Origin of the sequence: Pseudonocardia sulfidoxydans NBRC 16205 (genome assembly GCF_007989085.1) — a bacterium.
GTDB lineage: Bacteria > Actinomycetota > Actinomycetes > Mycobacteriales > Pseudonocardiaceae > Pseudonocardia > Pseudonocardia sulfidoxydans.
In genome coordinates, this window is sequence record NZ_BJVJ01000034.1 from 14,445 (window position 1) to 31,453 (window position 17,009).

Below are 17,009 nucleotides of genomic sequence, written 5' to 3' on the forward strand. Positions count from 1 at the left end.
GCGCATGCGTTACGTCGAGCACGTGTCAGAGCTGGTCGGGAACACGCCGCTGGTCAAGCTGGGGCAGGTGAGTGCGGGTATCGACGTGCCCGTGCTGGCCAAGGTCGAGTACTTCAACCCCGGCGGCAGCGTGAAGGACCGGATCGCGGAGCGCATGATCGACGCCGCGGAGAAGTCGGGCGAGCTGCGCCCCGGCGGCACGATCGTCGAACCCACCTCGGGCAACACCGGGGTCGGCCTGGCCATGATCGCCCAGCGGCGTGGCTACCGGTGCGTGTTCGTGTGTCCCGACAAGGTCGGCGAGGACAAGCGCAACGTCCTCAAGGCCTACGGCGCCGAGGTCGTCGTCTGCCCGACGGCCGTCGAGCCCGAGCACCCCGACTCGTACTACAACGTGTCCGACCGGCTCGTCACCGAGATCGAGGGCGCCTGGAAGCCCAACCAGTACGCCAACCGTGAGAACCCGGAGTCGCACTACCGGGGGACGGGCCCGGAGATCTGGGAGCAGACCGAGGGGCGGATCACGCACTTCGTCGCGGGCATCGGCACCGGCGGCACCATCAGCGGCACCGGCCGCTACCTCAAGGAGGTGTCCGACGGTCGCGTCCGGGTCGTCGGCGCCGACCCGGTCGGCTCGGTCTACAGCGGCGGCACCGGACGTCCGTACCTGGTGGAGGGCGTCGGCGAGGACTTCTGGCCGTCGACCTACGACAAGGACATCTGCGACGACATCCTCGCGGTCACCGACGGCGACTCGTTCGCGATGACCCGCCGCCTCGCGCGCGAGGAGGCCCTGCTCGTCGGCGGCTCCTGCGGCATGGCCACCGTGGCCGCGCTGCGGGTCGCGGAGCAGGCCCCGGAGGGCTCCGTCGTCGTCGTGCTGCTGCCCGACGGCGGCCGCGGCTACCTCGGCAAGGTCTTCAACGACACCTGGATGTCGGGTTACGGCTTCCTCCCGCCGACGGAGGGCGCCACCGTCGGTGACGTGCTGCGTCGCAAGGACGGCTCGATCCCCGACCTCGTGCACGCGCACCCCAACGAGACGGTCGCCGACGCCGTGCACTACCTGCGGGAGTTCCACGTCTCGCAGATGCCGGTCGTCAAGGCCGAGCCGCCCGTGATGGCGGCCGAGGTCGCGGGGGCCGTCGTCGAGCGCGACCTGCTCGACGCGCTGTTCACCGGCCGCGCCCAGCTCACCGACCGCCTCGACAAGCACATGTCGCCCGCGCTGCCGACGCTCGGCTCGGGGGAGTCGCTGGAGAACGCGATGAGCGCGTTCGTCTCCGCCGACGCGGCGCTGGTCATCGTCGACGGCATGCCCGCCGGTGTGGTGACGCGCTCGGACGTGCTGGCGTTCCTGGGGTCGCTGCACTGAGCCCCCCGTGAGCGGCAATGGTCGCCATGGCGACCATTGCCGCTCACGACCGCGGTCGGCGGGGGTCGCCCGGGCGCGCGTAACGTGCCCCTATGCGCGGCTTCTCCACCAACGCCATCCACGCGGGCCAGGAACCGGATCCCACGACGGGTGCGGTCATCGTCCCGATCCACGCCTCGTCGACGTTCGCCCAGGACGGCGTGGGTGGGCTCCGCAACGGCTACGAGTACTCCCGCAGCGCCAACCCCACGCGCACCGCGCTCCAGGAGTGTCTCGCCGCGCTGGAGGGCGGCCGCCACGGCTTCGCGTTCGGCTCTGGCATGGGCGCGTCCGACGTGCTGCTGCGGGTGCTGCTGCGCCCGGGCGACCACATCGTCATCCCGCACGACGCGTACGGCGGCACGTTCCGCCTCGTCGACAAGGTCCTGACGCAGTGGGGCATCGAGTACTCCACCGCAGACCTGGGCGACGTCCACGCGCTGCGCGCGGCGCTGCGGCCCACGACGAAGGTCGTCTGGTGCGAGACGCCGACGAACCCGCTGCTGGGCATCGCCGACATCGCCGCCGTCGCCGAGGCCTCCCACGCCGGCGGGGCGAAGCTCGTCGTCGACAACACGTTCGCCTCGCCGTACCTGCAGACGCCGCTCGCGCTGGGCGCCGACGTCGTGCTGCACTCGACGACCAAGTACGTCGGCGGGCACTCCGACGTCGTCGGCGGCGCGCTCGTGACCAGCGACGACGAGGTCGCCGAGCAGATCCGGTTCACCCAGAACTCGGTCGGGTCGGTGCCCGGCCCCTTCGACACGTGGCTGACGCTGCGCGGCGCCAAGACCCTGGCCGTGCGGATGGAGCGCCACAGCGACAACGCCGAGCGCGTCGCCGAGATGCTCGGCGCACATCCGGCGGTGTCGCAGGTCCTCTACCCGGGGCTGGCCACCCACCCGGGCCACGAGGTCGCCGCCAAGCAGATGCGCCGCTTCGGCGGCATGGTGTCGTTCCGCGTCGCCGCCGGTCGGGAGGCCGCGCTCGCCGTCTGCGCAGGGACCGAGCTGTTCACCCTCGCCGAGTCGCTCGGTGGGGTCGAGTCGCTGATCGAGCACCCGGCCGCGATGACGCACGCGTCGGTCGCCGGCTCGGCGCTCGAGGTTCCCGACGACCTGGTCCGGCTGTCGGTCGGCATCGAGGACGTCGACGACCTGCTGGAGGACCTGCGCGGGGCGCTCGGGCGGCTGTAGTCCTACGACTTGGCGGGGGCGTCGGCGTCGGTCGGGGGCGTCGACGTCGGCTGCGGCACGAGCACGTCGCCCGGCGCGATACAGCCGCCGACCAGCTCGTAGGTGCCGCCCCGCAGCTCGTAGTGGCCCGGGTCGTCGCAGCCGGCGCTGCGCACCGTGAGGATCGCCAGCACCGCCAGCACACCGGCGGCCAGCAGCGGGACCACAGCCCGCAGCCGAGTCATCCGACCTCCTGATCACGCCGGCGTCCGTCGTGGCGTGTGCGGCCGAGGCTACCCGCGCCGCCGCGGGGGCGCCTGCGAGGATGCCCGGGTGACCGGCAACCCCCGGCCCACGCCGCCCCCGGTCGCGATCGAGGACGTCGAAGCGGCCCGTGACCTGCTCGTCGGCGTCGTCCGTCGCACCCCGACCCTGCCGGCGCGGACGCTCGGCGAGAGGGCCGGCGGACCCGTGTGGCTCAAGTGCGAGAACCAGCAGCGGACGGGGTCGTTCAAGATCCGTGGCGCCTACACCCGGCTCGCCCGCCTCGACGACGACGAGCGCGCCCGCGGCGTCGTCGCCGCCAGCGCCGGGAACCATGCCCAGGGCGTCGCGCTCGCGGCCCGGCTGCTCGGCGTGGACGCCACCGTGTTCATGCCCGAACGGGCATCACTGCCCAAGGTCGACGCCACCCGCGGCTACGGCGCCCACGTCCGCCTCGTCGGGGAGACGATCGACGGCAGCCTCGCCGCCGCCGTGGAGTTCGCCTCCCGGACGGGCGCCGTGCTCGTGCACCCCTTCGACCACGTCGACGTCATCGCCGGTCAGGGCACCGTCGGCCTGGAAATCGTGGAGGACGTGCCCGACGTCGCGACGGTGCTGGTCCCGACGGGCGGCGGTGGTCTGCTGGGCGGGGTCGCGGCCGCGGTCCGGGCGCGGCGGCCCGACGCGCGGATCGTCGGAGTCCAGGCGGCGGCGGCCGCCGCGTGGCCGGCGTCGATGCGCCACGGCCGCCCTGTCGCGCTCGACCGGATGCGCACCATCGCCGACGGTATCGCGGTCGGGGTCCCCGGCGGGGTCACCTACCCGCAGGTCGCGGCTCTGGTCGACGAGTTCGTCGTCGTCGGTGAGGACGCGCTGGCCCGCGCGCTGCTGCACTGCCTGGAGCGGTCGAAGGTGCTCGTCGAACCGGCGGGCGCGGCGGCCGTCGCGGCCCTGCTGGAGCACCCGGACCGGTTCCGGACGCCTGCCGTCGCCGTCCTGTCGGGCGGCAACATCGACCCGCTCGTGCTGCTGCACGTCATCGAGCACGGTATGGCTGCGGCGCAGCGCTACCTGTCGATGCGGGTGCGCGTCGACGACCGGCCCGGCGCCCTGGCCGAGCTGTTGACGCAGGTCGGTGACCTGGGCGCCAACGTCGTCGACGTCGAGCACACCCGTATCTCGGCGGCCATCCCGCTGGGTGACGTGGACGTCGAGATCAGCCTGGAGACGCGCGGCCCCGAGCACTGCGCCGCGATCGTGGGCGCACTACGGAACTCCGGCCACGCCGTGTTCGACGAGGCCGGAGCACCGTGGGGGACGGGGTCCGTCAGCCGGTGAACGGCTCCACGCCGGCCAGCGTGACCTTCATGGTCCCGCCGTCGGGCAGGCTGTACTCGCGGGTCTCGCCGATCTTCGCGCCGAGCAGCGCCGCACCGAGCGGGGAGTTCGGCGAGATGACCTGCAGGTCGCCGTGGGAGCCCTCCTCACGGGAGCCCAGCAGGACCTTCTCGGTGTCGTCGTCGTCGTAGCGCACGGTGAGGACGGTGCCGGGGGAGGCGACGTCGGTGCTGGTGGGGGCGGTGCCGACCTGCGCCGTGCGGAGCAGTTCCTGGAGCTGGCGGATGCGCGCCTCCTGCTGGCCCTGCTCCTCGCGCGCGGCGTGGTAACCGCCGTTCTCCTTGAGGTCGCCCTCCTCGCGGCGGGCGTTGATCTCGGCAGCGATGACGGGGCGGTTCGCGATCAGCTGGTCGAGCTCGCTCTTGAGCCGATCGAATGCGTCCTGGGTCAACCAGGTCACCTGGGTGTCCGTCACGGTCATCACTCCTCCAGCCGTCCGGGTCCCGTGCATGGGCAGGGACCGGTTGCCGCGGCACAGTCGGGCATGCCGCAGATGTGGCATCGCCCCGAGTAAGGAAAAACACGACCCGGGGTGCGGGCCGTGTGTAGCTCACCGTAACACGAGGCTTGCCGTTCGTCGCGTTCTTTCGACGAACGGTCCGGGTGCCCGAAGAGTTCCCGACTCTGCTGTATTCGCAGGTAGAAAGCTACTGTCCGACGATGTTGCGACCCTCCCGCCGATACCGTGCGGCGACGAACGGCACGCCGGACGGTCGTCGTCGGCACCGCCCGCGAACGCCCCGTTCGGGGGGCTGCGGGAAGAGGTCGGGCCCGGCGCGCGTTGGTCAGCCAAGAGGGTGTCGGTGGGGTCTGCGACCATCGGCACCGGCGCAGGACCACCAGTCCCGCTGCCACCCCGACGTGACCGGAAGGACCGACGTCCCACCCATGAGCCACCCCGAGATGCGAGCCGCCGACGCGGCCGGTCCGCGCTTCCGGCTGATGACCGTGCACGCCCACCCGGACGACGAGTCCAGCAAGGGCGCGGCCACCAGCGCCCGCTACGTCGCCGAGGGCCACGAGGTCACGGTCGTGACCTGCACCGGCGGCGAACGCGGCAGCATCCTCAACCCGGCGATGGACCGCCCGGAGGTCGTGGCCGATCTGACCGCCGTGCGCAAGGCCGAGATGGCCCGCGCCGCCGAGATTCTCGGCGTCCGCCACCACTGGCTCGGCTTCGTCGACTCCGGGCTCCCCGAGGGCGACCCGAAGCCGCCGCTGCCCGAGGACTGCTTCGCCCTGGCCGACCTGGAGGAAGCCACCGAGCGCCTCGTCCGGCTCATCCGCGCCGAGCGCCCGCACGTCCTCGTCACCTACGACGAGAACGGCGGCTACCCCCACCCCGACCACATCCGCACCCACGAGGTGTCGATGGCGGCGTGGGAGGCCGCGGGTGACCCCGACCGGTACCCCGACGCCGGGGCACCGTGGCAGCCGCTCAAGCTCTACTACTCCCACGGCTTCTCCAAGGCCCGGATGGTCGCCTTCCACGAGGCGCTGCTGGCCCGCGGGCTGGAGTCGCCGTACGCGGAATGGCTCGAACGCTGGGACGACGGCGACCGCAAGGACCCGGGGCTGCGCGTCACCACACGGGTGCGGTGCGACCAGTGGTTCCCCGTCCGTGACGAGGCGCTGAAGGCGCACGCCACCCAGATCGACCCCACGAGCCGCTGGTTCTTCGTGCCGCCGGAGATCCAGTGCGAGGTGTGGCCGACGGAGGACTACGAGCTCGTCCGCTCGCTGGTCGACTCGCCGACGCCCGAGGACGACCTGTTCTCGGGCCTGGTGACCTCGGCCGACAAGGCGAAGGCCGGCTGAGCTCAGCACCGCCTACAGGCGCGCCGCGGCCTGGCCTGCCCGGAAGAAGTCGGCCAGCGCATCGGCGTGGGGCAGCTCTGTCGCCGGACGGAACGCCCCGAAAGGCGCATTCCAGAACTCGCCGTCACGGCGCTCCCACGGGCCGACGTACGCGTACGGCTCGGGGAGCGACGCGTCGCCGGGGGAGACGCCGTAGTTGACCTGGTCGACGGTGACGGCCAGGTCGAAATGCTCTGGCCACAGCACCGGCTCGGCCCCGCCGCCGAGCGTCCGCAACGCGGCGTCGCCCAGAGCGAACCAGCCGTGGATCACGTCGGCCTCCGCGGGGTCGACGCTCAGGGCCTCGTCGAGGTCGACGTCGGCGCCGTCGGAGTAGAGCCCGTCGGGCGCGCCCGCCTCGACGCCCGCCCACACCGCGAGATCGCGGATCGAGCCCCCGAGCGGGACCTGGTCGTCCCCCCACACCAGGGCGGCGCCGTGCACCCGCAGCGGGCCCGTGACCTGGCCGAAACCGCCGGCGGTCACCTGCAGTCGGATCGTGCCCGACGACCGGTACTGCGGCCCGGCCAGCAGCAGCTCGCTGACCCCGTGCAGCGAACGGCGGGTCGTCGTCAACGGTGAGCCCACGGTCGGTGACCTCCTGCGTCCATTCGGCCGAGTCCGGCGGAGCGTGCCACAACCGTCGCGACCCGTCGCCACGCAGGGGCGCCACGCGCGAGCCCGCGCCGGGTGCGTAGGTTGTCGGGGTGTGCCGCCGGTCGGCGGTACGTCGCGACGGAGGTGTGCGGTGCTGCTGGTCGATCTCGGGGTGGTGCCCGTGGAGGCCCAGGTCGCCGCGGTCGTCGTCCCCGCCCAGGACCCGGAGCCCCCACCCGGCAAGGGCGAGGAGTTCGGCAAGGCGTCCCCGATCGCGCTCGTCGTCATCATCCTGCTGGGCATCGCGACGATTCTGCTGATCGTCTCGATGACGCGGCGGCTCAAGAAGCTGCCGAAGTCGTTCGACGAGGAGGAGCCGACCTCCGAGTCGCCCGCGGGTGAGGACGCCTCGTCCGACACGCGCAAGGACTGACCGCTACCGCCGCCGTCCGACGAGGAACCAGGCCAGCGGCAGGAGCCCGGCCGAACTGACGACGCTCAGCGCAACGATCCACGCCCACTTCGGGCCGCGGACCCGGTCGGCCGAGCGGCGCCGCAGGTCGAACAGCGCCGCCGCCCGCAGCGCGGCGTCGGCCGACCCGGCGGCGACGAGGAGGCGGCGTGCGCGAGGGCTGAGCTCGTCCCATTTCCGTGCGGCCATGACGTCACTCTCGTCGGTCCCGGCCGTCCCCGACAAGCCTGCGCGTGGAGACTTTGGCAGGCTCGGCGCATGCCGAACCGCCTCGCCGCGGCGACCAGCCCGTACCTGCTCCAGCACGCCGACAACCCCATCGACTGGTGGGAGTGGTCCGACGACGCGTTCGCCGAGGCCCAGCGGCGCGATGTCCCGATCCTGCTGTCCGTCGGCTACGCCGCCTGCCACTGGTGCCACGTCATGGCGCACGAGTCGTTCTCCGACGAGGCGACCGCCGCGCAGGTCAACGCCGGCTACGTCGCGATCAAGGTCGACCGCGAGGAACGGCCCGACATCGACGCCGTCTACATGAACGCCACCCAGGCCATGACCGGCCAGGGTGGCTGGCCCATGACGTGCTTCCTCACCCCGGTCGGCGAGCCGTTCCACTGCGGCACCTACTACCCGGCGACGCCCGGGCGCGGCATGCCGTCGTTCCGCCAGCTGCTCGACGCCGTCACCACGGCCTGGGACGACGACCGCGACCGCGTGCGCGGCGCGGCCGGGGAGATGGCGGCCCGGCTCGCGGAGTCGGCGGTCACGGCGCTGCCGCCGTCGGTCGTCGGGGAGGGCACGCTCGACGCCGCCGTCGCCGCGCTCGCCCAGGGTTTCGACGCGGGCACCGGCGGGTTCGGGGGCGCGCCCAAGTTCCCGCCGTCGATGGTGCTGGAGTTCCTGCTGCGCCATCACGAACGCACCGGCTCCGCGCCGGCGCTGTCGATGGTCGAGCTGACCGCGGAGCGGATGGCCCGCGGCGGCCTCTACGACCAGCTCGCCGGCGGGTTCGCCCGCTACAGCGTCGACGCCGACTGGGTCGTGCCGCACTTCGAGAAGATGTTGTACGACAACGCCTTGCTGTTGCGTGTCTACGCCCACCTCGCGCGCCGCACCGGCTCGGCCCTCGCCCGCCGGGTCGCCGACGAGACCGCCGCGTTCCTGCTGCGCGACCTGCGGACCCCGGAGGGTGGTTTCGCCTCAGCGCTCGACGCCGACACCGACGGGGTGGAGGGGCTGACCTACGCGTGGACCCCGTCGCAGCTCGACTCCGTACTCGGCGACGACGCCGGGTGGGCCGCGTCGCTGCTCGCGGTCACCGACGCGGGGACCTTCGAGCACGGCATGTCGACGCTGCAGCTGCCCGCCGACCCCTCCGATCGCGAGCGGTGGTCCTCGGTGCGCACGCGACTGCTCGCGGCGCGGAACCGTCGGCCGCAGCCCGCGCGCGACGACAAGGTCGTGACCTCGTGGAACGGGATGGCGATCCTCGCCCTCGCCGAGGCCGGTGCCGCGCTCGACCGGCCCGACTGGGTCACCGCCGCGGGTGAGGCGGCCGACCTGCTGCTGCGGCTGCACGTCGTCGACGGCAGGGTGCGGCGGTCGTCGCGTGGCGGTGTCGTCGGTACCGCGGCGGCGGTGCTGGAGGACCACGCCCTGCTCGCCGACGGCCTGCTCGCCCTGCACCAGGCCACCGGCGACCCGGCCCGGCTCACCGCCGCCACCGGGCTGCTCGACCTCGCGCTCGCGCACTTCCCCGACCCCTCGACGCCCGGTGGCTGGTTCGACACCGCCGACGACGGGGAACAGCTGCTGCACCGGCCGCGGGAGCTGACCGACAACGCCTCCCCCTGTGGGGCGTCCGCGTTGGCCGGTGCCCTGGTGACGGCGTCGGTGCTGGCGTCGCCCGCGGAGTCGGCCCGATACCGGGAGGCCGCCGAGGCCGCGGTGTCGACGATCGGCACCCTCGCCGAGCGGCACCCCCGCTTCGCAGGGCACTGGCTGACCGCGGCGGAGGCGATGGCGTCGGGTCCGGTTCAGGTGGCGGTCGTGGGGGACGACTCCTCCCTCGTCGCGACAGCGCGGCGGGTGGCGGTCGGCGGGACGGTCGTCGTCGCCGGGCCCCCCGACGCCGCCGGGGTGCCGCTGCTCGCCTCGCGTCCCTTGGTCGACGGTGCCGCTGCGGCGTACGTGTGCCGGGGTTTCGTGTGCGACCGGCCGGTGACCGGGCCCGCGGAGCTGGAGGCCGCCCTGACCCTGTGAGTGGCGATAGTCGCTATAGCGACTATCGCCACTCACAAGGGCTGTGCTCTCCTCGCGCGCGTGGGCGGGCGGCGTCCGCCCACGGCGAACACTCGCACGCTGGTTGTATTGCTGTGTAATCTCGTAATCGAGCTGCTCGAGGATGAGTGGCTCGGCATACGAGGAGGACCCCATGTCGGGACGCATGCACCGCGGATGGCACGGCGGCGGACGGGGCCGGGGCCCCGGACGGGGCGGCTGGCAGCAGTCCGACCTCCCCGGCGCCGACGACGCCGCCGCCTGGCTCTCCGGACGGCTGCCCGACGGCTGGTTCGTCGGCGCACCGGACGTCACCGTCGACCGCGAGGAGATCGTCGTCGTCGGCGAGCTCGCCGCCCCCGACGGCGACGGCGACGTCGACGACACCGAGACCGGCCGCGCCGAACGCGCCGCCGCCGCGGCGGGACGCATCTCGCGCTTCCGCGAGGAGACCCGCGACGAGCGCATCGACATCGCCCGCCAGGCCGAACATCGCTACCAGCGCAAGGTCGCCTGGGGCGCCCGGATCGGCGACGTCACCGAACTGTTCACGACGGCGTCGGTACCCGTCATGACGCGACTGCGTCAGCCCGAGCGGATCGTGCTCGACACCCTGGTCGACTCCGGGGTCGCCCGGTCGCGATCCGATGCTCTCGCCTGGGCGGTCCGGCTCGTCGGCGAGCACGCCGAGGAGTGGTTGGGCGAGCTGCGCGAGGCGATGGCGAAGGTCGACGAACTGCGCACCAAGGGCCCCACCGCCGACTGACCGGTCAGCCGGCGAACAGCACCAGCCAGATCGCGATGTAGTGGCACGCGGCGGCCAGCACCGTCGCCGCGTGGAAGAACTCGTGGTACCCGAACGTCGCGGGCCACGGGTTCGGCCACTTCGTCGCGTAGAACACCGCGCCCGCCGTGTACAGCGCGCCCCCGGCCACGACCAGCACGAACGCCGCCACGCCGCCGGTGCGCAGCATCTCGGGGAACACGAACACGGCGACCCAGCCCAGCGCCACGTAGATGGGCACGGCGAGCCACGACGGGGCGGCCGGCCACGCCATCTTCAGCACGACGCCCGCGATCGCGCCGCCCCACACCGTGAACAGCACCCACCGGGCCGTCGACGGCTGCATCGCCAGCGCCGCGACCGGCGTGTACGTGCCCGCGATGAACAGGAAGATCATGGAGTGGTCGAGCCGCTTCATGACCATCCGCGAACGGACCGTCGTCCACGTCCGGCGATGGTAGAGCGCGCTCACGCCGAACAGCCCGAGGATCGTGAGGCTGTACACCGCCGTCGCCAGCGCCGCACCCGCACCGACCAGCGACGCGGCCACCGAGATCAACGCCGCGGCCGCCAGGATCGACACCGCGAACGACCAGAAGTGCAGCCAGCCACGCATCCGCGGTTTGACCAACGGGGGCACCGGTGGCTGGGCCATGGTCCCTGCTGTCACCTGTCCGAGATTACGGCACCGGCCATGTCCTCGACGTGCCGCGGACGTGAACTCGCGACTCGGATCTCCGCCCCGCGCCGCCGCGCGCGTAGGCTCTCCGGCCGTGGGCGTGCGCGACCTCCTCTACTCGCTCTACGAACGCAGCCTGACGCGGCGGCTCGAGAGCGCCGAGAGGCCGCGTCACGTCGCCCTCATGCTCGACGGCAACCGACGGTGGGCCCGCGACGCCGGCCTCGTCGACGTCAACGACGGCCACCGGGTCGGTGCCGCCAAGATCGGTGACCTGCTCGAATGGTGCCGCGAGGCCGACGTCGAGGTCGTCACCCTGTTCCTGTTGTCCACCGACAACCTCACGCGCGCCGCGGACGAGCTGGAGCCCCTGCTCGAGATCATCGCCGACGTCGTCGACGACCTCGCAGAGCCCGGCCGGCCGTGGCAGCTGCGCGTCGTCGGGGCCCTGGAAACCCTGCCCGCCGAGATCGGGTCACGGCTGGCGGCGGCCACCTCGCGGACCGTCGGCCGCACGGGGCTGCAGGTCAACGTCGCCGTCGGCTACGGCGGGCGCCAGGAGATCGCCGACGCGGTGCGCAAGCTCCTGCTCCAGCACGCCGAGTCCGGCACCTCCATCGAGGAGCTGGCCGACGTCCTCGACGTCGACCACATCGCCGCGCACCTCTACACCTCCGGCCAGCCCGACCCCGACCTCATCATCCGAACCTCGGGTGAGCAGCGGCTCTCGGGTTTCCTGCTGTGGCAGTCGGCGCATTCGGAGTTCTGGTTCTGCGAGGCCTATTGGCCGGAGTTCCGCCGGGTCGACTTCCTCCGTGCATTGCGCGACTACGCCGCACGGCACCGCCGTTTCGGTTCCTGACCGCGCCTTGTCTGCTGCCGCAGAAATGTGCAAATGCAAATAGTTCTCGGCGCACGAAAATGGCGCCGGACCCGAAGGTCCGGCGCCATTTCGCGTCAGGCGCTGAGCGAAAGAGCTCAGTCGTCGTTGCTCTGCGCGGAGGTGTCGCCGGCGGCGGCGGCCACGTCGCAGGAGCGGTTCTCCGACTGGTCGGCGGCCGACGCGGCCGAGCCGTTGGCGGCACCGGTCAGGTCGGCGACGACGTCCGAGACCTGAACGGCCAGGAGGCCGTTGATCGGGAGGTTGTTGCCACACGCCGTGACCGGCACGTTGACGTTGTTGTCCGACACGTTGACGAGGCCCTGGTGCAGCTCCTTGTTGGAGTTGACCTGGTCGCCGCTCTCGTGGGCGAAGGCGAGCGGGGCGACGGCGAGCAGGCCCGCGGTGGCGGTGGCCGCGACGATTCCGACCTTCTTCAGCACGTTATCTCCTGTTGGTCTTCGGGTCGGCTCTCGCCGATTCCTAGAACGTGCCAGCACCTGACGGGGGAGCCGTGCTGGCTGGGAAAAACTTATCCGGCATGTCGGGTCCGAACCAAACTCCGTAACCCGATCGTGTAATTGACGTGTCGATCGCCGGGTTACGCACCCGATCGGGTGTATTTCCGCCCGACTCGAATCGTGCCCGGAACAGACGTAGGGCCCCGGACGAATCGTCCGGGGCCCTACGTGCTGAGCTAGAAAGCTCAGTCGTCGTTGCTCTGCGACGAGGTGTCGCCGGCGGCAGCCGCGACGTCGCAGCCACGGTCCTGCGACTGGTCGGCCGCGCTCTTGGCCTCGGTCGGGGCCAGCAGGCCCAGGGCGCCGGTCAGGTCGGCGGTGATGTCGGAGACCTGAACGCCGGCCACGTTGATCGGCAGGTTGTTGCCGCACGCGGTGACGGGGACGTTGACGTTGTTGTCCGAGACGTTCACGAGGCCCTGGTGCAGCTCCTCGTTGGAGTTGACCTGGTCGCCGTGGCCGTGGTGGCCCTCGGTCGCGAAGGCGAGCGGGGACAGCGCGAGCAGACCCGCGGTGGCGGTGGCCGCGACGATTCCAGCCTTCTTCAGCACGTTTATCTCCTGTTGGTCATCTGGAATCGGAATCCGACTCCTGGACGTTGCCAGCACCTGACGGGGGAGCCGTGCTGACTGGTGAAAATGTATCGGGCTCGTACGCGGGAGCCAAACCGAGTAACCCGATCGTGTAATTGACGTGTCGTTTGCCGGGTTACGTCCCACGTTCGAGTGAACTCGAATTCAGGCGTCATTCCCGGTCGGTACAGCAAAAAGCGCCCCTGGCGCAGACGTAGGGCCCCGGACGGTCTGTCCGGGGCCCTACGCGCTGAGCTGGAGGGCTCAGTCGTCGTTGCTCTGCGACGAGGTGTCGCCGGCAGCAGCCGCGACGTCGCAGGAGCGGTCCTGCGACTGGTCGGCCGCGCTCTTGGCCTCGGTCGGGGCCGCCAGGCCGAGGGCGCCGGTCAGGTCGGCGGTGACGTCCGAGACCTGGATGCCCAGCACGTTGATCGGCAGGTCGTTGCCGCACGCGGTGACGGGAACGTTGATGTTGTTGTCCGAGATGTTGACCAGACCCTGGTGGATCTCCTTGTTGGAGTTCACCTGGTCGGTACCACCGTGGTGGTGGCCGCCGTGGCCGTGGCCGTGGCCGTGGCCGTGGCCGTGGCCGTGGCCGGCCTCGCCGGCGAAGGCGAGGGGGCTGACCGCGAGCAGGCCCGCGGTGGCGGTGGCCGCGACGATTCCAGCCTTCTTCAGCACGTTTGTCTCCTGTTGGTCTTCTGGTGCCGACCGAAGCCGACACCGTCCGTGTCAACGCCCGACCGGGGAGCCCGCGCTGACTGAGGAAAAGCTATCCGCCGCCTTCCCTTACACCAACTTCCGTACCACTATCGTGTGAGGTCGGCACTTTACGTTTAGTTACGCACTCGATCGAGTGTAGTTGCGGGCCGGGTGGGGGCGCCCTGGAGACTTGTTCTTCTACGGAGAGTCAGTGCATTACCCACGAACAGAGCAGTAACCTTTCGCACGTACACGCTGTGTAGTTCCGGCCCGGTCACGCGACGTCCGCGCGTCACCCACCGGCTGCGCGTACGGTGCTGCGATGCCGCCGAGCCTGGTCCCCCGTGACTACGTGTTGCTCGCGCTGAGGCTCGACCGGCTCGTCCCGGGCATCGTCGACACCTGGACCGGTGACCAGGAACTACGCCGACACGCCGCCGACGGACCCCTCCCCGACCCCACCGACCTCGTCCGCACCGCCACCCGGCTGCGGCGACGCCTGGGCGACGCCGGACTCGACGTCACCCGCACGAGCCTCCTCGACGCCCAGCTGGGAGCCCTGCACGCTCACGCGCGGCGAGCCGCGGGCGACCACATCGGGTTCGTCGACCACGTCCGGGCCACCCTCGACGTCGACCTCGACGGCAACACCCCCGACGAGGACCGCTACCGCGCCGCCCACACCACACTCGACGCCCTCCTCCCCGGTCGCGGCACCCTCACCGACCGCCTCGCCGCGTTCCGACGCCGCGAGACCGTGCCACCCACCCGGACCGGCGCCGCCGTCGACACCCTCCTCACAGCCCTGCGCGACCGCACCCGCGCGCTCTACGGACTCCCCGACGACGAGCACGTCGACATCGAGCTCGTCCACGACCGGCCCTGGACCGGCCTCACCCAGCACCTCGGCGGCCTGCGCTCCCACGTCCGCATCGCCGCCGACGCCGGCCTGCGCGCCACCCAGCTCGCCGCGCTCGTCGCCCACGAGACCTACCCCGGCCACCACGCCGAGCACTGCCTCGTCCGCGGCGTCCGCCGCCCCGGCGAACCGGAACGCGACATCGTCGTCACCCCGTCCCCGCACAGCCTCGTCACCGAAGGTGCCGCCGACACCGGGCTCGACGTCGTCGCCGGACCGGACTGGGGCCCCTGGGTCGCTGACGTCCTCGCCGACACCGGCATCCGCTGCGACGGCGCGCTCGCCCAGGCCGTCGAGACCACCCTGCGCGAACTCGCCCCCGTCCGGCAGGACGCCGCGCTCATGATCCACGACCGCGGCCGCCCGGTCGACGACGCCGCCGCCCACCTGCGCCGGTGGCTCCTCGTCGACGACGCGCGCGCCGACACCCTGCTGCGCTTCGTCGTCGACCCCCGATGGCGCGGATACACCACCGCCTACGTCGAAGGCGAGGCCCTCGTCCGCGCCTGGCTCGCCGCCGGACCCGACCCCGTCACCCGCTACCGACGCCTCCTCGACACCCCGCACGTCCCCGAACACCTGCGCGCCGACCTCGCCGCTGCCCCGCTCGGACCAGTCATCGTTGCGCCGCCCGGGCCGCCGCCATCCGGGACCACCGTGCCGTCGCTACCCGGAAACCGGCCGCTCAGCGGTGAGCAGAGAGCGACGAGCGGTAGTCCGAACTGTTAAATCTGGCGACGCGCGTTCTTCGCCACGTGCTGTTGCTGTTGACCGCACCCGGGTGACCGCTAGTAGCGTTCATGGCGACGGGACGCACCCGATGCGGACCGTCCGGGGAGGCCCTGGTCGTGGTGTGTTGCACCCGAGGGGGCCGGCACCCGGCCCTCGCGGGCGCTGGGCGACGAGCAGCAAGTCGTCGGGTGACCCGTCAGGGGCCGGCCGGCCCACCAGTGAGTTGGGCGTGGTGTCGCGCCCACAAGGAGCACCCGTGACCGACCGTCGCAACGCCTTCGTTCCGGAGAGCACCGACGCCCCGTCTGGCACTCCGTCCCGCTGCTACGTGCTCGACACCTCCGTGCTGCTGTCCGACCCGTGGTCCCTGACCCGGTTCGACGAGCACGAGGTCGTCCTGCCGCTGGTGGTGATCTCCGAACTCGAAGGCAAGCGCAACCACCCCGAGCTCGGGTGGTTCGCGCGTACGGCGCTGCGCCAGCTCGACGAACTGCGCATCAAGTACGGCCGCCTCGACGCCCCGATCCCGGTCGGGACCGCAGGCGGCACCCTGCACGTCGAGCTCAACCACACCGACCCGAGCGTCCTGCCCGCCGGTTTCCGGACCGACAGCAACGACAGCCGCATCCTCGCCTGCGCGCTCAACCTGCAGGCCGAGGCCGGAGGCACCCGGGAGATCGTGCTCGTCACCAAGGACATGCCGCTGCGGGTCAAAGCCGCCGCGGTCGGCCTGCCCGCCGACGAGTACCACGCCCAGGACGTCGTCAGCTCCGGATTCACGGGCATGGCCGACCTCGACGTCACCCAGGAAGAGGTCGACGCCCTCTTCCGCGAAGGGAGCCTCGACCACGACGCCGCCCGCGACCTGCCCTGCAACACCGGGCTCCGCCTCCTCGGCGGCTCCGGCGCCGCACTCGGCCGGATCACCGCCGACAAGCGCGTCAAGCTCGTCCGCGGCGACCGGGAAGCGTTCGGGCTCCACGGCCGCTCCGCAGAACAGCGCATCGCCCTCGACCTGCTGCTCGATCCCGAAGTCGGGATCGTGTCGCTGGGCGGCCGCGCCGGAACCGGCAAGTCCGCGCTCGCGCTCTGCGCCGGCCTCGAAGCCGTGCTGGAACGCCAGCAGCACCGCAAGGTCGTCGTCTTCCGGCCCCTCTACGCCGTCGGCGGCCAGGAACTGGGCTACCTGCCCGGCAGCGAGAGCGAGAAGATGGCCCCCTGGGCCCAGGCCGTCTTCGACACCCTCGGCGCACTGGTCAGCCAAGACGTGCTCGACGAGGTGCTGGCACGCGGGATGCTCGAGGTCCTCCCGCTGACCCACATCCGGGGCCGGTCCCTGCACGACAGCTTCGTGATCGTCGACGAGGCACAGTCGTTGGAACGCAACGTCCTGCTCACGGTGCTCTCCCGGCTGGGCACCGCCTCGCGGGTCGTGCTCACCCACGACGTCGCCCAGCGCGACAACCTCCGCGTCGGCCGCCACGACGGCGTCGCCGCGGTGATCGAGAAACTGAAGGGCCACCCCCTCTTCGCCCACGTCACCCTCACCCGCAGCGAGCGCAGCCCCATCGCGGCCCTGGTGACGGAGATGCTGGAGGGTCCCTCGGCCTGACGCTGCCGCCCGCCTGAAGTGCACGAACGGCACAGTCGCGCAACTCAGTTGCGCGACTGTGCCGTTCGTTCGTGAGGGGTTGTCCACATACCGGCAGGTTGTCCACAGGTGCGGCCGTACCGGCTCCCGCCGGGTGCGGATCTGTCGATCATCG

At 71.9% G+C, this 17,009-nt stretch carries 18 protein-coding genes; 10 read left to right on the forward strand and 8 right to left on the reverse strand.

The window, feature by feature from the left end:
- Window positions 1–4 precede the first annotated feature (4 nt).
- Window positions 5–1,375: a cystathionine beta-synthase gene (locus PSU4_RS16995; protein ID WP_147109361.1), complete on the forward strand. Its 1,371-nt coding sequence runs from the start codon at window positions 5–7 to the stop codon at window positions 1,373–1,375.
- Window positions 1,376–1,467: 92 nt separating this feature from the next.
- Window positions 1,468–2,610, forward strand: a complete 1,143-nt coding sequence (locus PSU4_RS17000) for a cystathionine gamma-synthase (protein WP_147109364.1) — start codon at window positions 1,468–1,470, stop codon at window positions 2,608–2,610.
- A 2-nt stretch (window positions 2,611–2,612) separates the two neighbouring features.
- Here PSU4_RS17000 and PSU4_RS17005 read toward each other — a convergent pair whose 3' ends face one another.
- A complete protein-coding gene (locus tag PSU4_RS17005) occupies window positions 2,613–2,834 on the reverse strand; it encodes a hypothetical protein (protein ID WP_147109366.1) in 222 nt (73 codons plus the stop codon).
- An 88-nt stretch (window positions 2,835–2,922) separates the two neighbouring features.
- Between PSU4_RS17005 and ilvA the strand changes: the two genes are divergently transcribed.
- Window positions 2,923–4,191 (forward strand): threonine ammonia-lyase, encoded by a 1,269-nt coding sequence (ilvA, locus tag PSU4_RS17010; protein ID WP_147109369.1) that lies wholly within the window; start codon window positions 2,923–2,925, stop codon window positions 4,189–4,191.
- Here ilvA and greA read toward each other — a convergent pair.
- Window positions 4,181–4,666 carry a transcription elongation factor GreA gene (gene greA, locus PSU4_RS17015; RefSeq protein ID WP_147109371.1) on the reverse strand — a complete coding sequence of 162 codons (486 nt, stop codon included), beginning with the start codon at window positions 4,664–4,666 and terminating at the stop codon, window positions 4,181–4,183. The genes ilvA and greA overlap by 11 nt on opposite strands.
- Window positions 4,667–5,139: 473 nt before the next feature.
- On the opposite strand from greA, the gene mca reads away from it, so the two are divergent.
- Complete coding sequence (gene mca, locus PSU4_RS17020; protein ID WP_147109374.1) at window positions 5,140–6,069, forward strand: mycothiol conjugate amidase Mca; 930 nt, start codon at window positions 5,140–5,142, stop codon at window positions 6,067–6,069.
- 12 nt (window positions 6,070–6,081) lie between these two features.
- Here the strand turns inward: mca and PSU4_RS17025 are convergent, their stop codons facing one another.
- Window positions 6,082–6,696 (reverse strand): hypothetical protein, encoded by a 615-nt coding sequence (locus PSU4_RS17025; RefSeq protein ID WP_147109376.1) that lies wholly within the window; start codon window positions 6,694–6,696, stop codon window positions 6,082–6,084.
- Between the two features lie 160 nt (window positions 6,697–6,856).
- Here PSU4_RS17025 and PSU4_RS17030 point away from each other — a divergent pair, with 160 nt between their 5' ends.
- Window positions 6,857–7,138 (forward strand): hypothetical protein, encoded by a 282-nt coding sequence (locus PSU4_RS17030; RefSeq protein WP_222596299.1) that lies wholly within the window; start codon window positions 6,857–6,859, stop codon window positions 7,136–7,138.
- A gap of 3 nt (window positions 7,139–7,141) precedes the next feature.
- Here PSU4_RS17030 and PSU4_RS17035 read toward each other — a convergent pair whose 3' ends face one another.
- Window positions 7,142–7,366 (reverse strand): hypothetical protein, encoded by a 225-nt coding sequence (locus tag PSU4_RS17035; protein WP_147109379.1) that lies wholly within the window; start codon window positions 7,364–7,366, stop codon window positions 7,142–7,144.
- Window positions 7,367–7,435: 69 nt separating this feature from the next.
- On the opposite strand from PSU4_RS17035, the gene PSU4_RS17040 reads away from it, so the two are divergent.
- Together PSU4_RS17040 and abmR are read left to right on the forward strand one after the other, a co-directional pair.
- Window positions 7,436–9,436, forward strand: a complete 2,001-nt coding sequence (locus PSU4_RS17040) for a thioredoxin domain-containing protein (RefSeq protein WP_147109381.1) — start codon at window positions 7,436–7,438, stop codon at window positions 9,434–9,436.
- 184 nt (window positions 9,437–9,620) lie between these two features.
- Window positions 9,621–10,220 (forward strand): ATP-binding transcription factor AbmR, encoded by a 600-nt coding sequence (gene abmR, locus PSU4_RS17045; RefSeq protein ID WP_147109468.1) that lies wholly within the window; start codon window positions 9,621–9,623, stop codon window positions 10,218–10,220.
- A 4-nt stretch (window positions 10,221–10,224) separates the two neighbouring features.
- Here the strand turns inward: abmR and trhA are convergent, their stop codons facing one another.
- A complete protein-coding gene (gene trhA, locus PSU4_RS17050) occupies window positions 10,225–10,908 on the reverse strand; it encodes a PAQR family membrane homeostasis protein TrhA (RefSeq protein ID WP_373866064.1) in 684 nt (227 codons plus the stop codon).
- Between the two features lie 109 nt (window positions 10,909–11,017).
- Here trhA and PSU4_RS17055 point away from each other — a divergent pair, with 109 nt between their 5' ends.
- Window positions 11,018–11,779 (forward strand): isoprenyl transferase, encoded by a 762-nt coding sequence (locus PSU4_RS17055; RefSeq protein ID WP_186817012.1) that lies wholly within the window; start codon window positions 11,018–11,020, stop codon window positions 11,777–11,779.
- Window positions 11,780–11,895: 116 nt separating this feature from the next.
- Here the strand turns inward: PSU4_RS17055 and PSU4_RS17060 are convergent, their stop codons facing one another.
- From PSU4_RS17060 to PSU4_RS17070, 3 genes are all read right to left on the reverse strand, one after another.
- Window positions 11,896–12,240: a hypothetical protein gene (locus PSU4_RS17060; protein WP_147109387.1), complete on the reverse strand. Its 345-nt coding sequence runs from the start codon at window positions 12,238–12,240 to the stop codon at window positions 11,896–11,898.
- A 263-nt stretch (window positions 12,241–12,503) separates the two neighbouring features.
- Window positions 12,504–12,869 (reverse strand): hypothetical protein, encoded by a 366-nt coding sequence (locus PSU4_RS17065; protein ID WP_147109390.1) that lies wholly within the window; start codon window positions 12,867–12,869, stop codon window positions 12,504–12,506.
- A gap of 285 nt (window positions 12,870–13,154) precedes the next feature.
- A complete protein-coding gene (locus PSU4_RS17070; protein WP_147109393.1) occupies window positions 13,155–13,571 on the reverse strand; it encodes a hypothetical protein in 417 nt (138 codons plus the stop codon).
- Between the two features lie 343 nt (window positions 13,572–13,914).
- Between PSU4_RS17070 and PSU4_RS17075 the strand changes: the two genes are divergently transcribed.
- Window positions 13,915–15,240, forward strand: a complete 1,326-nt coding sequence (locus PSU4_RS17075; protein WP_186817011.1) for a DUF885 domain-containing protein — start codon at window positions 13,915–13,917, stop codon at window positions 15,238–15,240.
- A gap of 331 nt (window positions 15,241–15,571) precedes the next feature.
- On the forward strand, window positions 15,572–16,855 hold the full coding sequence (phoH2, locus tag PSU4_RS17080) for an RNA 5'-3' helicase PhoH2 (RefSeq protein WP_222596302.1): 1,284 nt from the start codon (window positions 15,572–15,574) through the stop codon (window positions 16,853–16,855).
- Window positions 16,856–17,009: the final 154 nt, after the last annotated feature.

Excerpts from the sequence above, each read along its gene's own strand:
- PSU4_RS16995 (WP_147109361.1), top strand. The coding sequence starts at position 5 with ATGCGTTACGTCGAGCACGTGTCAGAGCTGGTCGGGAACACGCCGCTG.
- PSU4_RS17000 (WP_147109364.1), top strand. The coding sequence starts at position 1,468 with ATGCGCGGCTTCTCCACCAACGCCATCCACGCGGGCCAGGAACCGGAT.
- PSU4_RS17005 (WP_147109366.1), bottom strand. The coding sequence starts at position 2,834 with ATGACTCGGCTGCGGGCTGTGGTCCCGCTGCTGGCCGCCGGTGTGCTG.
- mca (WP_147109374.1), top strand. The coding sequence starts at position 5,140 with ATGAGCCACCCCGAGATGCGAGCCGCCGACGCGGCCGGTCCGCGCTTC.
- PSU4_RS17035 (WP_147109379.1), bottom strand. The coding sequence starts at position 7,366 with ATGGCCGCACGGAAATGGGACGAGCTCAGCCCTCGCGCACGCCGCCTC.
- PSU4_RS17040 (WP_147109381.1), top strand. The coding sequence starts at position 7,436 with ATGCCGAACCGCCTCGCCGCGGCGACCAGCCCGTACCTGCTCCAGCAC.
- abmR (WP_147109468.1), top strand. The coding sequence starts at position 9,621 with ATGCACCGCGGATGGCACGGCGGCGGACGGGGCCGGGGCCCCGGACGG.
- PSU4_RS17075 (WP_186817011.1), top strand. The coding sequence starts at position 13,915 with ATGCCGCCGAGCCTGGTCCCCCGTGACTACGTGTTGCTCGCGCTGAGG.